Origin of the sequence: Oharaeibacter diazotrophicus (assembly GCF_004362745.1) — a bacterium.
Lineage (GTDB): Bacteria > Pseudomonadota > Alphaproteobacteria > Rhizobiales > Pleomorphomonadaceae > Oharaeibacter > Oharaeibacter diazotrophicus.
On sequence record NZ_SNXY01000009.1, the window covers coordinates 45,351 to 68,522 of the forward strand.

Below are 23,172 nucleotides of genomic sequence, written 5' to 3' on the forward strand. Positions count from 1 at the left end.
CGCGGAGCGCCGAGGTGGGGTTCGCTTCCACGGGCTCGCGCTCATGGAACAGGCGCGGCGGCTCCAAATCGCGTCTCGCGGGTGGACGCCACCCCACCCCGCCGGCCTTCGGCCGTCGACCCTCCCCACGAGGGGGAGGGTAAGACTTGGCGCCGTCGCGGGCCCTTTTCCTACCCTCCCCCTTGCGGGGAGGGTCGGCGCGAAGCGACGGGGTGGGGTTCGCCTCCACGAGCTCGACCTCGGTTGGCACGGGCGCGGCGGGGCCGATGGGCGTCTCGCGGGTGGATGCCACCCCACCCCGCCGGCCTTCGGCCGTCGACCCTCCCCGCAAGGGGGAGGGTAGAAGTTGCGCCGTCGCGGGCCGTTTTCCTGCCCTGCCCCTCGTGGGGGTGAGGCGAAGCCGAACGCCGAGGAGGCCGGCGACTTCGAGGCGGGTCGGTCGGCGCGGAGCGCCGGGGTGGGGTGGCGCGGCGGGGGATGGGGTGAACACGCCCCTCTCCCCCGTCAGTTCCCCAGGATGCCGGGCAGGCGGAGGCCTTGGTCGCGGGCGCAGTCGAGGGCGATGTCGTAGCCGGCGTCGGCGTGGCGCATGACGCCGGTGGCGGGGTCGTTCCAGAGCACGCGGGCGATGCGGCGGGCGGCGTCGTCGGTGCCGTCGCAGCAGATCACCATGCCGGAGTGCTGCGAGAAGCCCATGCCGACGCCGCCACCGTGGTGCAGCGACACCCAGGTGGCGCCCGACGCGCAGTTGAGGAGGGCGTTGAGGAGCGGCCAGTCGGAGACGGCGTCGGAGCCGTCGCGCATCGCCTCGGTCTCGCGGTTGGGCGAGGCGACCGAACCCGAGTCGAGATGGTCGCGGCCGATCACGATCGGGGCCTTCAGCTCGCCCGTCCGCACCATCTCGTTGAAGGCGAGGCCGAGGCGGTGGCGGTCGCCGAGGCCGACCCAGCAGATGCGCGCGGGGAGCCCCTGGAAGGCGATGCGCTCGCGCGCCATGTCGAGCCAGCGGTGGAGATGGGTGTTGTCGGGCAGCAGCTCCTTCACCTTGGCATCGGTGCGGAGGATGTCCTCCGGGTCGCCCGAGAGCGCGGCCCAGCGGAACGGGCCGACGCCGCGGCAGAACAGCGGGCGGATGTAGGCCGGCACGAAGCCGGGAAAGGCGAAGGCGTTCTCGAGGCCCTCGTCCTTGGCGACCTGGCGGATGTTGTTGCCGTAGTCGAGCGTCGGAACGCCGGCGTTCCAGAAGGCGAGCATCGCCTCGACGTGCTCGCGCATCGAGGCGCGGGCGGCGCGCTCGACCGCCTTGGGGTCGCTTTCGCGCCTCGCCTTCCACTCGGCCATGGTCCAGCCCTTCGGCAGGTAGCCGTTGACCGGGTCGTGGGCGGAGGTTTGGTCGGTGACGATGTCGGGGCGGACGCCGCGGCGGACCAGTTCCGGCAGCACCTCGGCGGCGTTGCCGAGGAGGCCGACCGACTTGGCCTCGCCGGCGGCGGTCCAGCGCGCGATCATCGCGAGCGCCTCGTCGATGGTCTCCGCCTTCTCGTCGAGGTAGCGGGTGCGGAGGCGGAAGTCGATCGAGTCCGGGTTGCACTCGACCGCGAGGCAAGAGGCCCCGGCCATCACCGCCGCCAGCGGCTGCGCGCCGCCCATGCCGCCGAGGCCGGCGGTCAGGATCCAGCGGCCCGCGAGGTCGCCGCCGTAGTGGACGCGGCCGGCCTCGACGAAGGTCTCGTAGGTGCCCTGAACGATGCCCTGGGTGCCGATGTAGATCCACGAGCCGGCCGTCATCTGGCCGTACATGGCGAGGCCCTTGCGGTCGAGCTCGTTGAAATGGTCCCAGGTCGCCCAGTGCGGCACGAGGTTGGAGTTGGCGATCAGCACCCGCGGGGCGTCGGCGTGGGTGCGGAAGACGCCGACCGGCTTGCCGGACTGGACCAGCAACGTCTCGTCGTCGCCGAGGGTCTTCAGCGTGGCGACGATGCGGTCGAAATCGTCCCAGGTGCGGGCGGCGCGGCCGATGCCGCCGTAGACCACCAGCTCGTGCGGGTTCTCGGCGACGCCCGGGTCGAGGTTGTTCATCAGCATCCGGAGCGGGGCTTCCGTCATCCAGGACCGGGCGTTGAGCGCGGTGCCGCGCGGCGCGCGGACCTCGCGGGCGTTGTGGCGGCGGGGGTCGGTCATCGGGCGGCTCCGGCGGCGAGGCGGTGGGCGGTGGTCTCGAGGGCGGTGAGGACGGCGGCAAGGTGGACGCGCAGGCGCCCCGCCCTCGCCGCGTCGTAGGCGAAGGGCGGCGCCTCGGCGGCGAGGTGGGTGCGCTGGGCGAGCTCCATCTGGATCGCGTGGACGCCGGCCTCGGGGCGGCCGTACCAGCGCGTGGTCCAGCCGCCGCGGAAGCGGCCGTCGAGGACGTGGGCGTAGCAGTCGGCGGCGGCGACCTTCGCCATCACCGCGGAGACCAGGGCCGGATCGGCGGTGCGGCCGCCGTCGGTGCCGACGTTGAAGTCGGGCAGCAGGCCGTCGAACAGGAACGGGATGGTCGAGCGGATCGAGTGGCAGTCGTAGAGGACGCAGACGCCGTGGCGGGCGCGCACGCGCTCGATCTCGGCGGCGAGCGCGGCGTGGTAGGGCGCGTGGAAGCCGGCGCGGCGGCGCTCGATCTCGGCGGCGTCGGGCTCGGCGCCGGGGCGCCAGATCGGCCGGCCGTCGAAGTCGGTGGTCGGCACCAGGGCGGTGGTGTTGCGGCCGGGGTAGAGACTGGAACCGGCGGGATCGCGGTTGGCGTCGATCACGTAGCGGTGGAAGGTGGCGCGCACGGTGGTCGCGCCCGGCAAGAGGCCGGCGTAGAGCCTGTCGACGTGCCAGTCGGTGTCGGCGAGCACGCGGCCGGTGTCGTTCAGCCGGTCGCGGACGTCGTCCGGCAGGTCGGTGCCGGTGTGCGGGAAGGCGAGGACGACGGGTCCCTCGCCGCGTTCGACGACGACGGTCATCGGCCGGCTCCGAGGTCGGGCAGGATGCCGGCCGGCACGGCGGCGGCGAGCGTGCCGTCGGCGACGAGCGCGGTGCAGGCGGCGATGTCGGCGGCGAGGTGACGGTCCTCGTCGAGCGTCGGCACGACGGCGCGGACGGCGGCGTGGGCGGCGGAAAGCGCCGGGCTGGTGGCGAGCGGCGCGCGGAAGTCGAGGCCCTGCGCGGCGGTCAGCGCCTCGATGCCGAGGATGCCGAAGAGGTTGTCGGTCATGGCGAGGAGGCGGCGGGCGCCGTGGCAGGCCATGGAGACGTGGTCCTCTTGGTTGGCCGAGGTCGGCGTCGAGTCGACCGAGGCCGGATGCGACATCTGCTTGTTCTCGCTCATCAGCGCCGCCGAGGTGACCTCGGCGATCATCAGGCCGGAGTTGAGGCCGGGCTTGGCGGCGAGGAAGGCCGGCAGGCCGAAGTTGAGCGCGGGGTCGACCAGCGTGGCGATCCGGCGCTGGGCGATGGCGCCGAGTTCGGCGACGGCGATGGCGACCTGGTCGGCGGCGAAGGCGACCGGCTCGGCGTGGAAGTTGCCGCCCGAGACGACGCTGCCGTCGGAGAGCACCAGCGGGTTGTCGGTGGCGGCGTTGGCCTCGCGCTCCAGTGTGGTCGCGGCGTAGCCGATCAGGTCCAGGCAGGCGCCGTCGACCTGCGGCTGGCAGCGCAGGCAATAGGGATCCTGGACGCGGCTGTCGCCGTCGAGGTGGCTGTCGCGGATCTCCGAGCCCTCGAGCAGCAGCCGGAGCGCCCTCCCCGCCGCGATCTGGCCGGGATGGCCGCGCAGCGCGTGGATCTCGTCGCGGAACGGCGCGGACGAACCCATCGCCGCGTCGGTCGACATGGCGCCGGTGACGAGCGCGGTGACCGCGGCGCGGTGGGCGCGGAACAGGCCGGCGAGCGCGAGGGCGGTCGAGACCTGGGTGCCGTTGATAAGGGCGAGGCCCTCCTTGGCCGCGAGTTCGACCGGGGCGAGCCCGGCGGCGGCGAGGCCGTCGCGGGCCGGCTTCGTCGCGCCGCCGACCGTCACCTCGCCCTCGCCGATCATGGCGGCGGCCATGTGGGCGAGCGGGGCGAGGTCGCCGGAGGCGCCGACCGAGCCCTTCTCGGGGATCACCGGCAGCACGCCGTTCGCGAGCATGCCCTCGATCAGCACGACGATCTCCGGCCGGACGCCGGAGGCGCCGCGGCCGAGCGAAATCAGCTTCAGGGCGAGGATCACCCGCACCACCGCCTCGGGGAGCGGCGCGCCGACGCCGCAGCAATGGCTGAGGATCAGGTTGCGCTGCAGGCGGGCGACGTCGCCGACCGCGATGCGGATGCTGGCGAGTTTCCCGAAGCCGGTGTTGATGCCGTAGACCGGCTCTTCGCCGCCGGCGATCTCGGCGATGCGCGCGGCGGCGCGGGCGATCGCGGGGCGGCAGCCGTCGGCGAGGCGGACCGGCGCGTCGGTCCGGTAGATCCGGGCGAGCGTGGCGAGGTCGACGGCGCCGGGGTCGAGGACGAGCGTCATGGCGTGGCCCTTGCTGCGGGCCGGTCGGCGCGGCCGCCGAAGACCCGGGAATGGAGGAGATCGGCGCCGAGGTGGTAGACCAGCTCGGCCGGGCGGGTGGCGTTCCAGATCGCGAGGTCGGCGCGCTTGCCGGGCTCCAGCGCGCCGATCTCGGCGGAGAGTCCGAGGGCGCGCGCGGCGGCGGTCGTGACGCCGTCGAGGCATTCGGCGACGGTGAGGCCGAACAGCGTCGCGGCCATGTTCATGGCGAACAGCAGAGAAGTCAGCGGTGAGGTGCCGGGGTTGCAGTCGGTCGCCACCGCCATCGGCACGCCGTGACGGCGGAACGCCTCGACCGGCGGGCGGCGGGTCTCGCGCAGGAGGTAGTAGGCGCCGGGCAGCAGCACGGCGACGGTGCCGGCCTTCGCCATCGCCGCGGCGCCGGCCTCGCCGGTGTATTCGAGATGATCGGCCGAGAGGGCGCCGTAGGCGGCGGCGAGCGCGGCGCCGCCGCCGTCGGAGAGCTGGTCGGCGTGGAGCTTGACCGGCAGGCCGAGGCGACGGGCGGCGTCGAACACGGCGCGGACCTCGGCCTCGTCGAAGGCGACGGTCTCCAGGAAGGCGTCGACGGCGTCGGCGAGGCCGGCGGCGGCGACCGCCGGCAGCATCCGCTCGACGACGTCGCGGACGTAGGCGGCGCGGTCGTCCCGGCGCTCGGCCGGCACGGCGTGGGCACCGAGGAAGCTGGTCACGACCCGGACCGGGCGCTCGCGGCCGAGGCGGCGGGCGGCGGCGAGCATGCGCAGTTCGGCGTCGAGGTCGAGACCGTAGCCGGACTTCATCTCGACGGTGGTGACGCCGTCGGCGGCCAGCCGATCGAGCCGGGGCAGCGCGGCGGCGACCAGGGCGTCCTCGTCGGCGGCGCGGACGGCGCGCACGCTCGCCATGATGCCGCCGCCGGCCGCGGCGATCTCCGCATAGCTCGCGCCGGCGAGGCGACGCTCGAACTCGTCGGCGCGGTCGCCGGCGTGGACGAGGTGGGTGTGGCAGTCGATCAGGCCCGGCGTGACGAGGCGGCCGCCGCAGTCGACCACCTCGGCGCGGGCGAGCAGCGTCGCCGGGAGGTCGGCGGTGTCGCCGAGCGCGACGATGCGGCCGGCTTCGGCCACCAAGGCGCCGCGCCCCGGTGCGGGCGCGGCGACGCCGGCGGGGGCGAGCAGCGTCGCGTTGGTCCAGATCGTCGGGCGCGAAGGCGTGTCGATGTCGGTCACGGGTCCGTCCTCCCGCCAATATGTATATACATTATCGAGCTCCCTGGCAAGGGCGGCACGGAACCTGCTCGGGTCGCGGTGCCGGTCGCCCGTCCCGGGTGGCCCGCCAGCGCAGCGCGCAGGGAGACAGGAATGAAGATCAGCGCCCGCAACGTCCTGAAGGGCACCATCGTCGAGGTGGTGAAGGGGGCGACGACGGCCCATGTCCGGCTCGACGTCGGCGGCTCCGTCGTCACCGCCGCGATCACCAACGAGGCGGTGGACGAGCTGAAGCTCGCCGTCGGCGGCGCCGCCTACGCGGTGGTGAAATCGTCCGACGTGATGATCGCGGTGGACTGAGGCCGGTCCCGCCGCGTCGGGATCGCGACGTCGGGAATCCGACATCCTGTCGGCTTCCCGACACGGCGTCCCGGACCGGCGGCCGCGGCGCTCCGGCATTCGGCACGCGGCATGGCGCTTGCTCGGCGTCCGGCCGAGGAGCCCCGCGGACGCGACCTGGAGCGACGAGCATGATCGGATGGAGCGACGAGGACGGCGGGGCACCGGTCGCCCTGATCCTCGGGACCAACGAGATCGCCTCGGCGGTGGCGGTGCACCTGTGGCGCGCCGGCTTCGCCTCGGTGCTGTCGCACGACCCGCACCCGCCGGTGATCCGGCGCGCCATGGCCTTCCACGACGTGCTCTACGGCGAGACCGTTGCGATCGAGGGCGTCGGCGCCGAGCCGATCGAGGAAGGCGGCCACATTGGCTTCTTCGGGCGGCGCGATCCGCGGATCGGCGTCACCCGGCTCGGCTTCTCCGACCTCTACCCGCACACCCGCTTCGCCCTGCTCGCCGACGCCCGGATGAACAAGCACGCGGTGAAGCCGGACCTCCGGCTGCTGACGCCGCTGGCGATCGGCCTCGGGCCGGGCTTTACCGTCGGCGGCAATTGCGACGTCGCGATCGAGACGCGCCCGGCGCGCAACGGCACCGTGGTCGGCGCCGGCGCGACCGACGGCGCCGACGGCCGTTCGGCGCGGCTCGGCGAGGCCGGCGGCGAGCGCTTCGCCCGCGCCGACCGGCCGGGACGCTGGCGCACGGCGCTCGAGATCGGCACCCGGCTCTACCGCGGCGTCACCGTCGGCCTCCTCGACGGCGTGCCGGTGACGGCACCGATCGACGGGGTGCTGCGCGGCGTGGTGCGCGACGGCACCGAGGTGGCCGAGGGCGTCAAGCTGCTGGAGATCGACCCGCGCGGCCGCGGCCTGGCGTCGTGGACCGGCATCGACGAGCGCGGCGCCGCCATCGCCGACGCGGTGGTGCGGGCGGCGCGGGCGCACCGCCCCGTCGCCGCGCCGGTCCTCTGAGGCCCCGCCGTTGAACCGCATCACCATCGCAGAGGTCGAGCGCCTCCTCGCCGAGGACGTGCCCGCCGGCGACCTCACCACCGACGCCCTCGCCATCGGCGCCATGCCCGGCCGCCTCACCTTCGCCGCGCGCGGCCCGACGACGGTCGCGGGGATCGAGGTGGCCGGCCAGATCCTCGGCCACGTCGGCGCCACGGTGGCGCTGGCGGTGGCGAGCGGCACCACCGTCCCCGCAGGCACGCCGCTGCTGGTCGCGGACGGACAGGCCGGCGCCCTGCACCGCGGCTGGAAGGTGGCGCAGACCCTGGTCGAGGTGCTCTCGGGCATCGCCGGCGCGGCGCGCAGCCTCGTGGACGCCGCGGCCGCCGTCGATCCGGCCGTGCGCGTCGCCTGCACGCGCAAGACCGTGCCGGGCACGAGACGGCTGTCGCAGATCGCCGTGGTCGCGGGCGGCGCGGTGCTGCACCGGCACGGCCTGTCCGAGACGGTGCTGCTGTTCGCCGAACACCGCGCCTTCCTGGCCGGTGAGGACCTCGCGGCGCTCGCCGCGCGCCTGCGCCACGGCGCACCGGAGAAGCGGCTGGTCGTCGAGGTCGGCGAACCCGGCGAGGCGCGCCGGGCGATCGCGGCGGGCTTCGACGTGATCCAGCTCGAGAAGTTCAAACCGGACGAGGTCGCGGCGGTCGCGGCGGCACGACCCGCCCACGTGCTCCTCGCCGCCGCCGGCGGTATCGATCCGAGCAACGCCGCCGCCTACGTCCGCGCGGGCGCGGGCCTGCTGGTCACGTCGTGGCCCTACACGGCGCGGCCGGCGGAGGTCGCCGTGACCATCGTCCCGGCGGACCGTGCCGAAACCGTGCCGCAAACCGCACCTCCATCCGTTTCGATACTTACGTAGTCCGACGAAGACTTGGGCCTCGCGAAGACGGACTCCAGGAATTGCATCATGGAACGGCACTTCTCACGCCGACGACTTGAGCAGACTGCATTTCATTTGATGCTGACAGCCGTTGCCGGAGCGCAGCATGCTTGGCGTGCGGCTCTCCGGCCGCCCAACCTCCCCGATCCGTTCCCGCCGGAGTACGCTCGATGACGTCGACCTCCGTGATGTCCGCGTCCCGCCCCGCCTCCGCAGCCGGCCGCCCGGCGAGTGCCGGTGCCTATCGCGAGATCGCCCTGTCGGGCATCTACGAGATCTCCAAGATCCTGACCTCGGCACGCTCGCTCGAGAGCTGCCTCGCCAACATCGTCGCGATCCTGTCGTCCTTCATGCAGATGCGGCGCGGCATGATCCTGATGCTGGACGACAGCGGCACGCCGGAACTCGCCGCCGCCACCGGCCCCTCGGCGGCCAAGCCGATGAAGAACGGCAGCCTCGTGCCGCAGAAGGCGATCGACCAGATCGTCGCGACCCAGGTGCCGCTGGTGATCGAGAACGTCGCCCAACACCCGATGTTCAAGGGCTCGGTCTACCTGATGGTGGCGCCGACCAAGTCGACGATGAGCTTCATCGGCGTGCCGATCAAGGCGGACGGCCGCGTCATCGGAACGCTGTCGATCGACCGCGAATGGGACGGCCGCCTGGAGTTCCGCCTCGAGGACGACGTCCGCTTCCTGACCATGATCGCCAACCTGATCGGCCAGACCGTGCGGCTGCACCGGCGCATCGCCGAGGACCGCGACCGCCTGATCGAGGACAAGCAGCGCCTCGAGAAGGCGCTGTCGAACGTGATGGAGGAAGGCGGTGCGAGTGCCGCGACCACCGGCCGGCCGGCGCCGGCGCCGAAGACGGGCATCGTCGGCGACAGCCCGTCGCTCCGGGCGGTGCTGCGCATGGTCGACCAGGTGGCGCCGTCCAACGTCACCGTGCTGCTGCGTGGGGAGACCGGCACCGGCAAGGAAATGTTCGCCAAGGCGATCCACGCCAAGTCGCCGCGGCGGAACGGCCCGTTCGTCAAGGTGAACTGCGCGGCGCTGCCGGAGAGCGTGATCGAGAGCGAGCTGTTCGGCCACGAGAAGGGCGCCTTCACCGGCGCCGTCGGCAGCCGGCGCGGCCGCTTCGAGCTCGCCCACGGCGGCACGCTGTTCCTCGACGAGATCGGCGAGATTTCCGCGGCCTTCCAGGCCAAGCTGCTGCGCGTGCTGCAGGAGGGCGAGTTCGAGCGTGTCGGCGGCACCCAGACCCTGAAGGCGGATTTCCGCCTGATCTGCGCCACCAACAAGAACCTCGAGAAGGCGGTCGAGCAGGGCGCCTTCCGCGCCGACCTCTACTACCGCATCAACGTGGTGACGCTGATGCTGCCGGCGCTGCGCGAACGGCCGGGCGACATCCCGCGCCTCGCCGCCAGCTTCCTGACGAGCTTCGGCGCGGAGAACCGCCGCTCCGTCCGCTTCCGCGACGAGGCGCTCGACGTGCTGGCGCGCTGCTACTTCCCCGGCAACGTCCGCGAGCTCGAGAACTGCGTCCGCCGCACCGCGGCGATGACCACCGGCCCCGAGATCGGCAAGGACGACCTCGCCTGCAGCCAGGGCAACTGCCTGTCGGCGACGCTGTGGAAGGGCAAGGGCGCGCGGGTGCCGGCGGGGCAGTCGCAGGCGGCGTTCGAGCCGGTCGGCGGGGTGTTCCTGCCGATCGCCGGCGTCGCCGCACCGGCCTCCGACCTGCCGAAGGACTGCGTCGGCGCCGACGAGTGTCCGGCCGTCCGGCCCGGCAAGTCGGAACGCGAGATGCTGATCGACGCCATGGAGCGCACCGGCTGGGTCCAAGCCAAGGCGGCGCGCCTCCTCAATCTGACGCCGCGCCAGATCGGCTACGCGCTGCGCAAGCAGGGCATCGAGCTGAAGAAGCTCTGAGCCGGCGCGGGACGCGCGCTCCCGACGATCGCAACACATGGATGGGCCGGGCCGTCGCGCCCGGCCCTTCCGCGTTCGCGAGAGCCGATGCGACGGTGCGGCGAGGCCCGACAATCCGCTGTCGGGCTTGCGACAGGCTGTCGGACGAGAGCCGTGCGCGACCGCACAAGTCATTGTAAAACATGATCTTCCGCCCTGGCACGCGGCTTGCGGGACATTGCCCGACGGCCAACGCATGAGGAGACGGATCATGCTCTCGCTCGACGCCATCGCCCCGGTCATCGATCTCGACGCGATGCGGGCAAAGCTCTCCGAAGGGGGGTGCAAGTCCTCCGCCTGCGGTTCCTCCGCCAAGCCCGACGACATGGACCCGGCGGTGTGGGAGCGCATCAAGGACCATCCCTGCTACTCGGAAGAGGCCCACCACTATTTCGCGCGGATGCACGTGGCGGTCGCCCCCGCCTGCAACATCCAGTGCAACTACTGCAACCGCAAATACGACTGCGCCAACGAGAGCCGCCCCGGCGTCGTCTCGGAGAAGTTGACGCCCGACCAGGCGCTGCGCAAGGTGATCGCGGTCGCCAACGAGGTGCCGCAGCTCTCCGTGCTCGGCATCGCCGGCCCCGGCGACGCCTGCTACGACTGGAAGCGCACGAAGGCCACCTTCGAGGCGGTGTCCGCCGAGATCCCCGACGTCAAGCTGTGCATCTCCACCAACGGGCTCGCCCTGCCCGACCACGTGGACGAGCTGGCGGCGATGAACGTCGACCACGTCACGATCACCATCAACATGGTCGACCCGGAGATCGGGGCGAAGATCTATCCTTGGATCTTCTACCAGCACCGGCGCTGGACCGGCGTCGAGGCCTCGCGGATCCTGCACGAGCGCCAGATGCAGGGCCTCGAGATGCTGACGGCGCGCGGCATCCTCACCAAGATCAACTCGGTGATGATCCCCGGCGTCAATGACGACCACCTCGTCGAGGTCAACCGCTGGGTCAAGGAACGCGGCGCGTTCCTGCACAACGTCATGCCGCTGATCTCGGAGGCCGAGCACGGCACCCACTTCGGCCTGACCGGCCAGCGCGGGCCGACGGCGATGGAGCTGAAGGCGCTGCAGGACCGACTCGACGGCGGCGCCAAGCTGATGCGGCACTGCCGGCAGTGCCGCGCCGACGCGGTCGGCCTGCTCGGCGAGGACCGCGGCCAGGAGTTCACGCTCGACCAGCTGCCGGAGGTGGTCTCCTACGATCCGGCCAAGCGCGAGGCCTATCGCGAGGTGGTGGCGCGCGAGCGCGGCGACCACGTCGCGGCCAAGTCGGTGGCCGACGCCGCGGTGCGCGCGGCGGTGACGGGCGGCTCGATGCTGGTGGCGGTGGCGACCAAGGGCGGCGGCCGCGTCAACGAGCACTTCGGCCACGCCCGCGAGTTCCAGGTCTACGAGGCGAGCCCGAAGGGCATCGTGTTCGTCGGCCACCGCAAGGTCGATCAGTACTGCATGGGCGGCTTCGGCGAGGACGCCACGCTCACCGGCGTGATCGCCGCCCTCGAGGGCGTCGACGTGGTGCTGTGCGCCAAGATCGGCGACTGCCCGAAGGACGACCTCGCCGCCGCCGGCATCCGGGCCAGCGACGACCACGCCCACGACTACATCGAGACCGCCATCCTCGCCCTCGTCGCCGAGACCTTCGGCGCGGCGCTGGAGCCGATGACGGCCTGAGCTCCCCCTCCCGACCTTCCCCCAGCCGAAAGGAAAACGACCCATGGCCTTCCAGATCGTCTCGTCCCAGTGCACCGCCTGCGGCGCCTGCGAATTCGAGTGCCCGTCGGGCGCCATCAAGTTCAAGGGCGAGACCTACATCATCGACGCCAAGAAGTGCACCGAGTGCGAGGGCGCCTTCGACACCCAGCAGTGCGCCCAGGTCTGCCCGGTCCCGAAGACCTGCATCCCGCTGAAGCACTGAGGCTCGCCGTGGCGGAAGCGGCCGAACCCGCGGACGAGACGGTCGACTGGACCGGCCGTCCCTTCAGCTGCACCGACTGCCCGCACGAGGAGATGCGGGCGAGCGGGCGCTGCGTGCTCGGGCGCGTCTGCGTCCGCGACCGCCGCGCCCGCCGGATCGACCGCTTCTTCACCGGCAACCCCGACCTCGCCGGCGCCTATCTCGACGCGCCCTATTTCGAGGTCCGCACGCTGGCGGCCAAGCACGCCAGCGTCTTCCTGCTGCCGCGGCTGATGGCCGACCCGGACCCGGAGGTCCGCGCCATGGCGGCGATGCGGCTGCCGCTCGCCCGCGTCGCGCAGATGGCCGGCGATCCCGACCGCAAGGTCCGGATCGCCTGCGCCATGCGGCTGACCGGCGCGCCGCTGCTCGCCCTCTTCGCCGATCCCGACTACTACGTCCGCCTCACCGTGGTCCGCCGCCTCGAGCCGGACCTGCTGCCGATCGCCACCGGCGATCCGGAGAGCGAGGTGCGCCGCACCGTCGCCCGGCGCATCCCGCTCGACCGCCTCGCCCCGCTCGGCTTCGATCCCGACCCGCTGGTGCGCCGCGAGGTCGCCGAGCGGCTGCCGCCGGAGAGCCTCGGCTATCTCGCCGCCGATCCCGACATCCGCATCCGCCACACCGTCGCCGAGCGCGGCGACAGGGCGGTGGTCGCCCGGCTCGTCGCCGACCCGGAGGAGGCGGTCCGCCTCGCCGCGGCCGAGAGGCTGCAAGTCCTGGAGGGAAACTGACATGGGTCTCGGACGCGAACAGGAGGTCGAGATCTTCCGCCCACCGGTCTACCTGCCGGGCACCAAGGTCGTCTGCCTCAAGCACATCCGCAACGACGGCACCTACCGCGGCCGCGAGATCGGCGAGGTGCTGGTCCGCAAGGGCGACGTCGGCTACGTGCGCGACATCGGCACCTTCCTCCAGCAGTTCTACATCTACGCCGTCGAGTGGATCGAGCCCGGCACGATCGTCGGCATGCGCGGCAAGGAGCTGAAGCCCTTCGCCGAACCCGCCTCCACCGGAGTTGCCCCATGAAAGTGATGATCCGAGCGACCGCGAAGGGCCTGTCGGCCTACGTGCCGAAGAAGGACCTCGAGGAACCGGTGGTCTACGCCGAGCGCGACCCGGTGTGGGGCGGCGAGATCCGCCTCAAGAACGGCTGGACGCTGGTGCTGCCGGAGATGCCGGCCGAAACGCGGCTGCCGGTGACCGTCGACGCCCGCCGCGTGGGAGGTGGCGATGAGTGAGTTGCACACCGCCCTCCCCGCCGGCGCCGCCGCACCGACGATCCCCGCTCCGGACGCCGACCGCGACGCCATCGTCGCCACCGCGATCGGCCGTCTGATCACCGGCCGCGCGATCCCCTTCCTCGGGCCGGGCGCGCTCGCCGGCGCGGCCGAGGCCGTCGGCGTGCCGGCCTCGCCCGAGGCGGTCGCCGCCGCGCTCAACCGCTTCACCATGGCGCCGGGCCGCATCCGCACCAACATGTGGTCGGTCGCGCAGTACATCGAACAGCGCCGGCACCGCCGCACGCTCGTCGCCAACATGGCCGACATCTTCGCCAATCCGGTGCCGGCCGGCGCGCTGCACCGGGCGCTGGCGGCACTCGACCGGCTGCCGATGATCGTCGACACCTGGTACGACGGCGCGATGCGCGAGGCGCTCGCCGTCCGCGGCGACTGGGTCGAGATCCAGGGCGTGACGCGCGCGCTCGAGACCGGCGACATCTGGTGGCGCGCCTACGCCCCCGGCGGCGGCGAGGTGACCGCCGCGGACGCCGGAGCGGCGCCGCTGGTGCTCTACAAGCCGCACGGCGCGGTGGTGCCGGCGCGCAACTTCCTGGTCGCCGACAGCGACTATGTCGAGGTCCTCACCGAGATCGACATCCAGTCGCCGATCCCCGACACGGTGGTCGAGCGCCGGGCCGGCCGCAGCTTCGTCTTTCTCGGCTGCCGGTTCGACGACCAGATGCTGCGCACCTACGCCCGCCAGATCGCCAAGCGCTCGGCGGGCCCGCACGTGGCGCTGATCGACGATCCGGACGCGCTGACGCGCAACGAGCGCCGGTTCCTCGCCGACCAGATGATCGTGCCGGTGGCGATGGACCTCGGCACCTTCACGGGGCGGCTCGAGGAGGCCACCGCGGCGCTCGCCTGACCACGAGGGGCGGACGGGACTTTCGGAGGGCGCGGACCGCGGCGGCGGTCCGCGCCCTTCGCCGTTCCGGGCAGGGCGAAGGGGGGCGGACAGCGGCTGTCGAGGCTTTGTCGGGGCTGCGACATCGACGTCGGGAGCGCACCGGCGCGGACCTCGGCGACGACGCTGAAAATGCTTTTATTTCAATGCACTGCCACGCCGGTCCGGCTTGGCACGGCAGTTGCGAAAACCATGGCGGCGGCGATCGGACCGGATGTCCGGCCGCGCGGATCCAATCCCAACCCGAGGATGAACTCCATGGCCAAACTTCGGCAGATCGCCTTCTACGGCAAGGGCGGCATCGGCAAGTCCACCACCTCCCAGAACACGCTCGCGGCCCTGGTCGAGCTCGAGCAGAAGATCCTGATCGTCGGCTGCGACCCCAAGGCCGACTCCACCCGCCTGATCCTGAACGCCAAGGCGCAGGACACCGTGCTCCACCTCGCCGCCCAGCAGGGTTCGGTCGAGGACCTCGAGCTCGACGACGTGCTGAAGGTCGGCTACCGCGGCATCAAGTGCGTGGAGTCCGGCGGTCCGGAACCGGGCGTCGGCTGCGCCGGCCGCGGCGTCATCACCGCCATCAACTTCCTCGAGGAGAACGGCGCCTACGACGACGTCGACTACGTCTCCTACGACGTGCTCGGCGACGTGGTCTGCGGCGGCTTCGCGATGCCGATCCGCGAGAACAAGGCGCAGGAGATCTACATCGTCATGTCCGGCGAGATGATGGCGCTCTACGCCGCCAACAACATCGCCAAGGGCATCCTGAAGTACGCCCACTCCGGCGGCGTGCGCCTCGGCGGCCTGATCTGCAACGAGCGCCAGACCGACCGCGAGCTCGACCTCGCCGAGGCCCTGGCGGCGCGGATCAACACCAAGCTGATCCACTTCGTGCCGCGCGACAACATCGTGCAGCACGCCGAGCTGCGCAAGCAGACCGTCCTGCAGTACGCCCCCGACAGCCAGCAGGCGCAGGAATACCGCCAGCTCGCCAACAAGATCCACGTCAACTCCGGCCAGGGTACCGTCCCGACCCCCATCACCATGGAGGAGCTCGAGGACATGCTGCTCGCCTTCGGCATCATGAAGACCGACGAGCAGATGCTGGCCGATCTCCAGGCCAAGGAAGCCGCCCGCGCCGCCGCGGCGCACTGATCCGGCGCCCCGGCGCCGTCGGTCCTCTCCGGGCCTTGCCCCCGGAGCGGACCGGAGCCGGCGCCGCCCCGCCCCATCTTCCGCAAGGGAACATCCCATGAGCCTCGACTACGAGAACGACGGCGAAGCGATGGAACGGATCATCGAGGAGGTCCTCGACGCCTATCCGGAGAAATTCGCCAAGCGGCGCAAGAAGCACCTCTCGGTCGCCACGCCGGCCGGCGAGGCCGAGGAGCACGGCGAGGTCAAGCCCCTCACCGAATGCGACGTCAAGAGCAACATCAAGTCCGTGCCGGGCGTGATGACCATCCGCGGCTGCGCCTACGCCGGTTCCAAGGGCGTGGTGTGGGGTCCGATCAAGGACATGGTCCACATCTCCCACGGCCCGGTCGGCTGCGGCCAGTATTCGTGGTCGCAGCGGCGCAACTACTACATCGGCAAGACCGGCATCGACAGCTTCGTGACGATGCAGTTCACCTCCGACTTCCAGGAGCGCGACATCGTCTTCGGCGGCGACAAGAAACTGGAGAAGGTGATCGACGAGATCGACGCGCTGTTCCCGCTGGCGAACGGCACCACGATCCAGTCGGAATGCCCGATCGGCCTGATCGGCGACGACATCGAGGCCGTCTCGAAGAAGAAGGCCAAGGAGCACGGCAAGACCATCGTGCCGGTGCGCTGCGAGGGCTTCCGCGGCGTGTCGCAGTCGCTCGGTCACCACATCGCCAACGACGCGGTGCGCGACTGGGTGTTCGAGAACAAGGGCGGCGTCGAGCAGAACCCCGACACCGGCTTCGTCCCCGGCCCCTACGACGTCAACGTCATCGGCGACTACAACATCGGCGGCGACGCCTGGGCCTCGCGCATCCTGCTCGAGGAGATCGGGCTGCGCGTCGTCGGCAACTGGTCGGGCGACGCCACGCTCGCCGAGATCGAGCGGGCGCCGAAGGCCAAGCTCAACCTCATCCACTGCTACCGGTCGATGAACTACATCTGCCGCTACATGGAAGAGAAGTACGGCATCTCCTGGATGGAGTACAATTTCTTCGGCCCGAGCCAGATCGAGGCGTCGTTGCGCGCGATCGCCAAGCACTTTGGCCCGGAGATCGAGGAGAAGGCCGAAGCGGTGATCGCCAAGTACCGGCCGCTGGTCGACGCGGTGATCGCGAAGTACCGGCCGCGCCTCGAGGGCAAGACGGTGATGCTCTACGTCGGCGGCCTGCGCCCGCGTCACGTCATCACCGCCTACGAGGACCTCGGCATGGAGATCGTCGGCACGGGCTACGAGTTCGGCCACAACGACGACTACCAGCGCACCGGTCACTACGTGAAGAAGGGCACGCTGATCTACGACGACGTCACCGGCTACGAGCTCGAGAAGTTCATCGAGAAGGTCCGGCCCGACCTGGTCGGTTCCGGCATCAAGGAGAAGTACCCGGTGCAGAAGATGGGCATCCCGTTCCGTCAGATGCACAGCTGGGACTATTCCGGCCCCTACCACGGCTACGACGGTTTCGCGATCTTCGCCCGCGACATGGACCTCGCCATCAACAACCCCGTCTGGGGCCTGATGAAGGCGCCGTGGAAGAAGGACGCCGAACCCGCGCCGACGCTCGTCGCCGCGGAGTGATACCTGGCCGGGTCGCCCGAGACCCGGCCACCAACTTCCCCCTCTGGACACGACCCGCCCCGCGCCGGCCCGCCGGCCGCGACCGCCCCTCCTTTGCCCGAGCCGCCGTATGGCGCGGCCGCACCCGAAGGATCAGACCCATGCCGCAGTCCGCCGAAAAGGTGCTCGACCACGCACCGCTGTTCCGCGAGCCCGAATACAAGGACATGCTCGCCGCCAAGAAGGCCAATTTCGAGTGCGGCGTCTCCGACGCGCGCGTCACCGAGATCGCCGACTGGACGAAGTCCTGGGACTACCGGGAGAAGAACTTCGCCCGCGAGGCGCTGACCGTGAACCCGGCCAAGGCCTGCCAGCCGCTCGGCGCGGTGTTCGCCGCCGCCGGCTTCGAGCGGACGATGAGCTTCGTCCACGGCTCGCAGGGCTGCGTCGCCTACTACCGCTCGCACCTGTCGCGCCACTTCAAGGAGCCGTCGTCCGCGGTTTCGTCGTCGATGACCGAGGACGCCGCGGTGTTCGGCGGCCTCAACAACATGGTCGACGGCCTCGCCAACACCTATTCGCTCTACGCGCCGAAGATGATCGCGGTCTCGACCACCTGCATGGCGGAGGTGATCGGCGACGACCTGCACTCCTTCATTCAGACCGCCAAGGACAAGGGCTCGGTGCCGCAGTCCTTCGACGTGCCGTTCGCGCACACGCCGGCCTTCGTCGGCAGCCACGTCGACGGCTACGACAACATGGTCAAGGGCGTGCTCGAGCACTTCTGGAAGGGCCGGACCCGTTCGGAAGTGAAGGGCAAGGTCGCGATCATCCCCGGCTTCGACGGCTACTGCGTCGGCAACAACCGCGAGCTCAAGCGCCTGCTCGACCTGATGGGCGTCGACTACGTGCTCATCGGCGATGCCTCCGACCAGTTCGACACCCCCGCCGACGGCGAATTCCGCATGTACGACGGCGGCACGCGCCTCGAGGACGTCGCCGGCGCGCAGGACGCCGAATACGTCCTGTCGCTGCAGTCCTGGTGCACCCGCCGGACGCTGGAATACGCCGCGACCTTCGGGATCAAGACCGCGTCCTTCCACTACCCGATGGGCATCCAGGCCACCGACGAGCTGCTGCTGAAGCTCTCGGAGATCTCCGGCAAGCCGATCCCGGCCGAGATCGAGCGCGAGCGCGGCCGCCTCGTCGACGCCATGGCCGACAGCCAGGCCCATCTGCACGGCAAGAAATACGCGATCTACGGCGACCCCGACTTCGCCACCGCCTTCACCCGCTTCGTGCTGGAGACCGGCGGCGAGCCGACCCACGTGCTCTCGACCAACGGCACGAAGCACTGGGAGGAGGAACTGCAGCCGGTGCTCGACGCCTCGCCCTTCGGGCGGGACGCCACGATCTACCCGCTGAAGGACCTCTGGCACATGCGCTCGCTGCTGTTCACCGAGAAGGTCGACTTCCTGGTCGGCAACAGCTACGGCAAGTATCTCGAGCGCGACACCGGCACCCCGTTGATCCGCCTGACCTTCCCGGTGTTCGACCGCCACCACCACCACCGCTTCCCGCTGTGGGGCTACCAGGGTGGCCTGCGCGTGCTGACCACGCTGCTCGACAAGGTCTTCGACACCCTCGACCGCGAGACCATGGATCCGGGTGTCACGGACTACAGCTACGACCTGACCCGCTGACGCGGCAGAGGGTTCGACGAGCGACGGCGGCGGCCGGGCGAGAGCCCGGCCGTTTGCATTGGGACTGCCGGGCGCGTTGACGTACGTCCGCGTGGCTCCCATTCTGAGGAGCAGGACAACGCGCGGTGCGGGCGATGGACATCACGCTGAACGAGGCGAAGACGCGGCTCGACGAACTGGCGGCGCGCGCCCGCGCCGGCGAGACGATCGTCCTGACCGCCCCCGGTGAGCCCTCCCTGGTGATGACTCGCGACGACGGCACCGCACGTACAACCGGCGCAAACCGGTTGGCGCCGGACGGGACGATCGAGCGCTTCAACTCGGTCGACGGACTGTTCTCCGCGGCCAGGCCTCCGACCACGGAGGAGAAGGCGCGCCGTCGCCGTCTGCTGGAGGACTTGGCCGCGTCCGTCCGGGCCGGCGATCTCCGCTTCAAGACCGACGGCGCGCGCTCCCAGGACTTCCTCTACGACGACGATGGAATGCCGGGATGATCGTCGTCGACACGTCGGCCCTCGTCGCCATCCTCTGCGACGAGCCCGAGGCCGTGCGCTGCCGGGACGTGCTCGAGAACGCCGACCTGTGCGTCATATCGGCCGGCACGTTCCAGGAGCTCCTGATCGTCGCCGCCGGCCGCGGCCTGGAAGAACCTGCACGCCGGCTCGTCGCCGGCATGCGGATGGTGGTCGTCGACGTCACCGAGGAACTCGCGGAACTGGGATCGCGGTGCTACCGGCGCTGGGGCAAGGGCGCCCATCCCGCACGGCTCAACTTCGGCGACTGCTTCGCCTACGCGGTGGCGGAGAAATGGGGCCTTCCACTCCTGTACGTGGGCGACGACTTCGCCCGCACCGACATCCGCAGCGCGCTCGATCCGGCGACCTGAGACCATCGTCGGTGGCCCGTCCGCTGGTGGCGCGATCCGGACACGGCGCACGTCGCAATCCCGACAGAGGGTGTCGCACGGCGGCGCCAATCACTCGGAGTGGAGACGCAACCCTTTGACTTCATAACGGTTTCTTGCATTCGCCACCCTGGCATCCCACTTGCTCCTCCCCTCCGCGACCCCCGCGGCAGGACGGAGCCGGCGCGATGACACAGCAAGCCAGGATCCAGGACGCCTTCCACGAGCCGGCCTGCGAGAAGAACGCGGCCAAGGACGAGAAGGCGCGCAAGAAGGGTTGCTCGAAGCCGCTGACGCCGGGCGCCGCCGCCGGCGGCTGCGCCTTCGACGGCGCCAAGATCGTGCTGCAGCCGATCACGGACGCCGCCCATCTCGTGCACGGACCGCTCGCCTGCGAGGGCAACGGCTACGACAACCGCCACGCCGCTTCGTCGGGCCCGACGATCTACCGGACCGGCTTCACCACCGACCTCTCCGAACTCGACGTGGTGATGGGCCAGGGCGAGAAGAAGCTCTACCGGGCGATCCGCGAGATCGTCGAGACGCACCGGCCGCCGGCCGTGTTCGTCTATTCCACCTGCGTCACCGCGCTGATCGGCGACGACATCGAGGCGGTGTGCCGGGCCGCGGCGGAGAAGTTCGCAACGCCGGTGGTGCCGGTGATCGCACCCGGCTTCGCCGGCGCCAAGCAACTCGGCAACAAGCTGGCCGGACAGACGCTGTTCGACCACGTGATCGGCACGCGCGAGCCCGACGACGCCGGCCCGACCGACGTCAACGTCATCGGCGAGTACAACCTCTCCGGCGAGCTCTGGCAGGTGAAGCCGCTGTTCGAGCGGCTCGGCATCCGCCTCCGGGCCTGCATCACCGGCGACGCCCGCTACGCCGACGTCGCCGCCGCGCACACGGCGCGGGTCAACATGATGGTGTGCTCGGCCGCGCTGATCAATCTCGCCCGCAAGATGGAGGAGCGCTGGGGAATCCCCTATTTCGAGGGCTCCTTCTACGGCGTCGAGGACACCTCGGACGCCCTGCGCCGGACCGCGCGGCTGCTGGTCTCCCGCGGCGCGGACCCGGCGCTGATCGAGCGCACCGAGGCGCTGATCGCCGAGGAGGAGGCGCGGGTGTGGCGGCGGCTCGCGCCCTATCGGCCGCTGCTCGAGGGCCGGCGGGTGCTGCTCTACACCGGCGGCGTCAAATCGTGGTCCGTGGTCTCGGCCCTGATGGAAATGGGCATGGAGATCGTCGGCACCTCGGTGCGCAAGTCCACCCCGGAGGACAAGGCCCGCATCAAGCAACTGATGAAGGACGACCCGCACATGTTCGAGGCGATCGCGCCGCGCGACATGTACCGGATGCTGAAGGACGGCGAGGCCGACATCATGTTGTCCGGCGGGCGCACCCAGTTCATCGCCCTGAAGGCGCGGACGCCCTGGATGGACATCAACCAGGAGCGCCACGACGCCTTCGCCGGCTACGACGGCATGGTCGAGATGATCGCCAAGATCGCCGGCGCGATCCACAACCCGGTCTGGGCGGCCGTCCGCCGGCCGGCGCCGTGGGACGCCCCGCGCCCGGCCGAGGACCTCGCCGCGCCGAACTGGCAGGCCGAAGCGCTGCTGGCGCCGGCCCACGGCGGCCCGGTGCTCGCCGACGCGCCCGCCGACGACGACCCGCCGGCGCCGGACGGCGCCTTCCTCAAGGCCTTCAAGGGCTCCGACGCCCAGGAACTCGGGGAGTGCTGATGTCGATCGTCGTCCCGCGCGCCAAGTCGGCATCCGTCAACCCGCTGAAGCAGTCGGCGCCGCTCGGCGCGGCGATGGCCTATCTCGGCGTCGAGGGCGCCGTGCCGCTGTTCCACGGCAGCCAGGGCTGCACCGCCTTCGCACTGGTGGCGATGGTGCGCCACTTCAAGGAGACGATCCCGATCCAGACCACCGCCATGAACGAGGTCTCGACCATCCTCGGCGGTGCCGACCACCTCGAGGAGGCGCTGCTCAACCTCAAGACCCGGATGAAGCCGAAGCTGATCGGCATCGCCTCGACCGCCCTCACCGAGACGCGCGGCGAGGACATGGCGGGCGAAGTCGGCGAGATCCTGCGCCGGCGCGCCGCCGACCTCGACGGCACCACCGTGGTGTTCGCCTCGACGCCCGACTTCACCGGCGCGCTCGAGGAGGGCTGGGCGGCGGCGACGAGCGCGGTGATCGCCGCGCTGGTGCCGGAGGGCGACGCCGCCGGGCGCGATCCGACGGCGGTCAACATCCTCGCGGGGCAGCATCTGACGCCGGGCGACGTCGAGGCCCTGCGCGACCTCGCCGAGAGCTTCGGGCTCGTGCCGACCATCCTGCCGGACATCTCGCTGTCGCTCGACGGCACGGTGCCGGACGCCTGGGTGCCGACCAGCTACGGCGGCACCTCGCGCGCGGCGATCGCCGGGATGGGCCGGGCGGCGGTGACGCTGGCGATCGGCGAACACATGGCGGCACCGGGCCGGCTGCTCGAACGCAGGACCGGCGTGCCCTGCCGGGTGCTGCCGGCGGTGACCGGCCTCGAGGACTGCGACCGGCTGGTCGTGGCCCTCGCCGAGCTCTCCGGGCGGCCGGTGCCGGAGCGGCTGAAACGCGAGCGCTCGCGCCTCGTCGACGCCATGCTGGACGGCCACCTGATCGTCGGCGGCCGCGCCGCGGTGGTGGCGGCCGAACCGGACCTGCTCTACGCCGTGACGCGACTGATCGCCGAGCTCGGCGGGCGGATCGTGGGCGCGGTGACGACGGCGGTCGGCTCCAGGGCGCTGGAGCGCATCCCCGCCGCCGACGTGCTGATCGGCGACCTCGGCGACCTCGAGCGGCTCGCCGCCGAACACGGCGCCGACCTGATCGCCACCCACAGCCACGGCCGGCGCGCCGCCGAGCGGCTGCACCGCCCGCATCTCAGGATCGGCTTCCCGATCTTCGACCGGCTCGGTGCCCAGCACCGCGTGAGCGTCGGCTACGCCGGGACGCGCGACCTGATCTTCGAGATCGCCAACCTGTTGCAGTCCGGCGACCACGCCCCGACCCCCGCCGACCTCGATCCCTTCCGCGACCGCGCCGCGGACGCCCCGACGCCGAGGAGCCACTGACACCATGACGACGCGCCGCCTCTCGATCGCCGATGCCGACGCCGCCCCGCCGCTGGCGGGCCCGAAGATCCGGATCGCCATCGCCACCCAGGACATGAAGGGGCTGAACGCCCACTTCGGCTCCGCCCGCCGCTTCGCCGTCTACGACGTCTCGGCCGCCGGCTGGGCCTTCGTCGAGGCGGTCGACTTCTCCGACGTCTCCGACGAGAGCGGCAAACACCGCACCGAGGGCGACGACCGCATCGGCCCGAAGGTCGCCGCGCTCGCGGGCTGCCAGATCCTGTTCTGCCTCGCCATCGGCGGCCCGTCCGCGGCCAAGGTGGTGTCGGCGCGGATCCACCCGATCAAGGTGCCGGCGCCGGCGCCGATCGAGGAAGTGCTGGAGCGCACCCGCGCGATGCTCGCCGGCTCGCCGCCGCCGTGGCTGCGCAAGCTGCTCGCCGAGGCCGGCGTCGCCACCAAGCCCGCCTTCGACGCCGAGGACTGAGCCGATGGCCGCCTTCGCCC

The 23,172-nt window shown here is 71.4% G+C and carries 22 protein-coding genes; 18 read left to right on the top strand and 4 right to left on the bottom strand.

Translation table 11 applies throughout. The features are described 5' to 3' along the window. Nucleotides 1–504: 504 nt before the first annotated feature. Genes hutU through hutI form a run of 4 tightly spaced genes read right to left on the bottom strand, consistent with a single transcriptional unit; the run spans nucleotide 505 to nucleotide 5,775 of the window. A complete protein-coding gene (gene hutU / locus EDD54_RS15220) occupies nucleotides 505–2,181 on the bottom strand; it encodes a urocanate hydratase (RefSeq protein ID WP_126537783.1) in 1,677 nt (558 codons plus the stop codon). Continuing rightward, the gene (gene hutG, locus EDD54_RS15225; RefSeq protein ID WP_126537785.1) at nucleotides 2,178–2,987 is read right to left on the bottom strand and encodes an N-formylglutamate deformylase; all 810 of its coding nucleotides are present in this window, start codon (nucleotides 2,985–2,987) and stop codon (nucleotides 2,178–2,180) included. The genes hutU and hutG overlap by 4 nt, the downstream gene beginning before the upstream one ends. Beyond that, on the bottom strand, nucleotides 2,984–4,525 hold the full coding sequence (gene hutH / locus EDD54_RS15230) for a histidine ammonia-lyase (RefSeq protein ID WP_126537787.1): 1,542 nt from the start codon (nucleotides 4,523–4,525) through the stop codon (nucleotides 2,984–2,986). The genes hutG and hutH overlap by 4 nt, the downstream gene beginning before the upstream one ends. Further along, the gene (gene hutI / locus EDD54_RS15235) at nucleotides 4,522–5,775 is read right to left on the bottom strand and encodes an imidazolonepropionase (protein WP_425375002.1); all 1,254 of its coding nucleotides are present in this window, start codon (nucleotides 5,773–5,775) and stop codon (nucleotides 4,522–4,524) included. The genes hutH and hutI overlap by 4 nt, the downstream gene beginning before the upstream one ends. 132 nt (nucleotides 5,776–5,907) lie before the next feature. Between hutI and EDD54_RS15240 the strand changes: the two genes are divergently transcribed. From EDD54_RS15240 to nifX, 18 genes are all read left to right on the top strand, one after another. Then, nucleotides 5,908–6,114 (top strand): TOBE domain-containing protein, encoded by a 207-nt coding sequence (locus tag EDD54_RS15240; RefSeq protein WP_126537791.1) that lies wholly within the window; start codon nucleotides 5,908–5,910, stop codon nucleotides 6,112–6,114. A gap of 170 nt (nucleotides 6,115–6,284) precedes the next feature. Next, nucleotides 6,285–7,124, top strand: coding sequence for a xanthine dehydrogenase (locus EDD54_RS15245; protein WP_126537793.1), 840 nt, complete (start codon nucleotides 6,285–6,287; stop codon nucleotides 7,122–7,124). 10 nt (nucleotides 7,125–7,134) lie between these two features. Continuing rightward, nucleotides 7,135–8,022, top strand: coding sequence for a ModD protein (gene modD, locus EDD54_RS15250; RefSeq protein ID WP_126537795.1), 888 nt, complete (start codon nucleotides 7,135–7,137; stop codon nucleotides 8,020–8,022). A gap of 191 nt (nucleotides 8,023–8,213) precedes the next feature. Beyond that, complete coding sequence (gene nifA, locus EDD54_RS15255; protein WP_245515787.1) at nucleotides 8,214–9,977, top strand: nif-specific transcriptional activator NifA; 1,764 nt, start codon at nucleotides 8,214–8,216, stop codon at nucleotides 9,975–9,977. A 250-nt stretch (nucleotides 9,978–10,227) separates the two neighbouring features. Beyond that, a complete protein-coding gene (gene nifB, locus EDD54_RS15260; RefSeq protein ID WP_133674019.1) occupies nucleotides 10,228–11,697 on the top strand; it encodes a nitrogenase cofactor biosynthesis protein NifB in 1,470 nt (489 codons plus the stop codon). Nucleotides 11,698–11,740: 43 nt separating this feature from the next. Further along, entirely contained in the window at nucleotides 11,741–11,941 is a 201-nt protein-coding gene (locus EDD54_RS15265) for a 4Fe-4S binding protein (RefSeq protein ID WP_126537799.1), read from the top strand. Nucleotides 11,942–11,949: 8 nt separating this feature from the next. Continuing rightward, complete coding sequence (locus tag EDD54_RS15270) at nucleotides 11,950–12,714, top strand: 4Fe4S-binding leucine-rich repeat protein (RefSeq protein WP_126537801.1); 765 nt, start codon at nucleotides 11,950–11,952, stop codon at nucleotides 12,712–12,714. 1 nt (nucleotide 12,715) lies between these two features. Next, the gene (locus EDD54_RS15275) at nucleotides 12,716–13,009 is read left to right on the top strand and encodes a nitrogen fixation protein NifZ (protein ID WP_126537803.1); all 294 of its coding nucleotides are present in this window, start codon (nucleotides 12,716–12,718) and stop codon (nucleotides 13,007–13,009) included. Next, nucleotides 13,006–13,221 (top strand): putative nitrogen fixation protein NifT, encoded by a 216-nt coding sequence (nifT, locus tag EDD54_RS15280; protein WP_126537805.1) that lies wholly within the window; start codon nucleotides 13,006–13,008, stop codon nucleotides 13,219–13,221. Before EDD54_RS15275 ends, nifT begins: the two co-directional genes overlap by 4 nt. Continuing rightward, nucleotides 13,214–14,131, top strand: a complete 918-nt coding sequence (locus EDD54_RS15285; RefSeq protein ID WP_126537807.1) for an SIR2 family NAD-dependent protein deacylase — start codon at nucleotides 13,214–13,216, stop codon at nucleotides 14,129–14,131. The genes nifT and EDD54_RS15285 overlap by 8 nt, the downstream gene beginning before the upstream one ends. Nucleotides 14,132–14,428: 297 nt before the next feature. After that, complete coding sequence (gene nifH / locus EDD54_RS15290) at nucleotides 14,429–15,325, top strand: nitrogenase iron protein (protein WP_126537809.1); 897 nt, start codon at nucleotides 14,429–14,431, stop codon at nucleotides 15,323–15,325. 97 nt (nucleotides 15,326–15,422) lie between these two features. Beyond that, a complete protein-coding gene (gene nifD / locus EDD54_RS15295; RefSeq protein WP_126537811.1) occupies nucleotides 15,423–16,955 on the top strand; it encodes a nitrogenase molybdenum-iron protein alpha chain in 1,533 nt (510 codons plus the stop codon). Nucleotides 16,956–17,095: 140 nt separating this feature from the next. Further along, the gene (gene nifK, locus EDD54_RS15300) at nucleotides 17,096–18,637 is read left to right on the top strand and encodes a nitrogenase molybdenum-iron protein subunit beta (RefSeq protein ID WP_126537813.1); all 1,542 of its coding nucleotides are present in this window, start codon (nucleotides 17,096–17,098) and stop codon (nucleotides 18,635–18,637) included. Nucleotides 18,638–18,771: 134 nt separating this feature from the next. Then, nucleotides 18,772–19,131, top strand: coding sequence for a hypothetical protein (locus tag EDD54_RS15305; RefSeq protein WP_126537815.1), 360 nt, complete (start codon nucleotides 18,772–18,774; stop codon nucleotides 19,129–19,131). Further along, complete coding sequence (locus EDD54_RS15310) at nucleotides 19,128–19,523, top strand: type II toxin-antitoxin system VapC family toxin (RefSeq protein ID WP_126537817.1); 396 nt, start codon at nucleotides 19,128–19,130, stop codon at nucleotides 19,521–19,523. Before EDD54_RS15305 ends, EDD54_RS15310 begins: the two co-directional genes overlap by 4 nt. A 206-nt stretch (nucleotides 19,524–19,729) precedes the next feature. Next, nucleotides 19,730–21,286 carry a nitrogenase iron-molybdenum cofactor biosynthesis protein NifE gene (nifE, locus tag EDD54_RS15315; RefSeq protein WP_126537819.1) on the top strand — a complete coding sequence of 519 codons (1,557 nt, stop codon included), beginning with the start codon at nucleotides 19,730–19,732 and terminating at the stop codon, nucleotides 21,284–21,286. Next, nucleotides 21,286–22,665 (top strand): nitrogenase iron-molybdenum cofactor biosynthesis protein NifN, encoded by a 1,380-nt coding sequence (nifN, locus tag EDD54_RS15320; RefSeq protein ID WP_126537821.1) that lies wholly within the window; start codon nucleotides 21,286–21,288, stop codon nucleotides 22,663–22,665. Before nifE ends, nifN begins: the two co-directional genes overlap by 1 nt. Before the next feature lie 4 nt (nucleotides 22,666–22,669). After that, nucleotides 22,670–23,152: a nitrogen fixation protein NifX gene (gene nifX / locus EDD54_RS15325; RefSeq protein WP_126537823.1), complete on the top strand. Its 483-nt coding sequence runs from the start codon at nucleotides 22,670–22,672 to the stop codon at nucleotides 23,150–23,152. The last annotated feature ends 20 nt before the right edge of the window (nucleotides 23,153–23,172 follow it).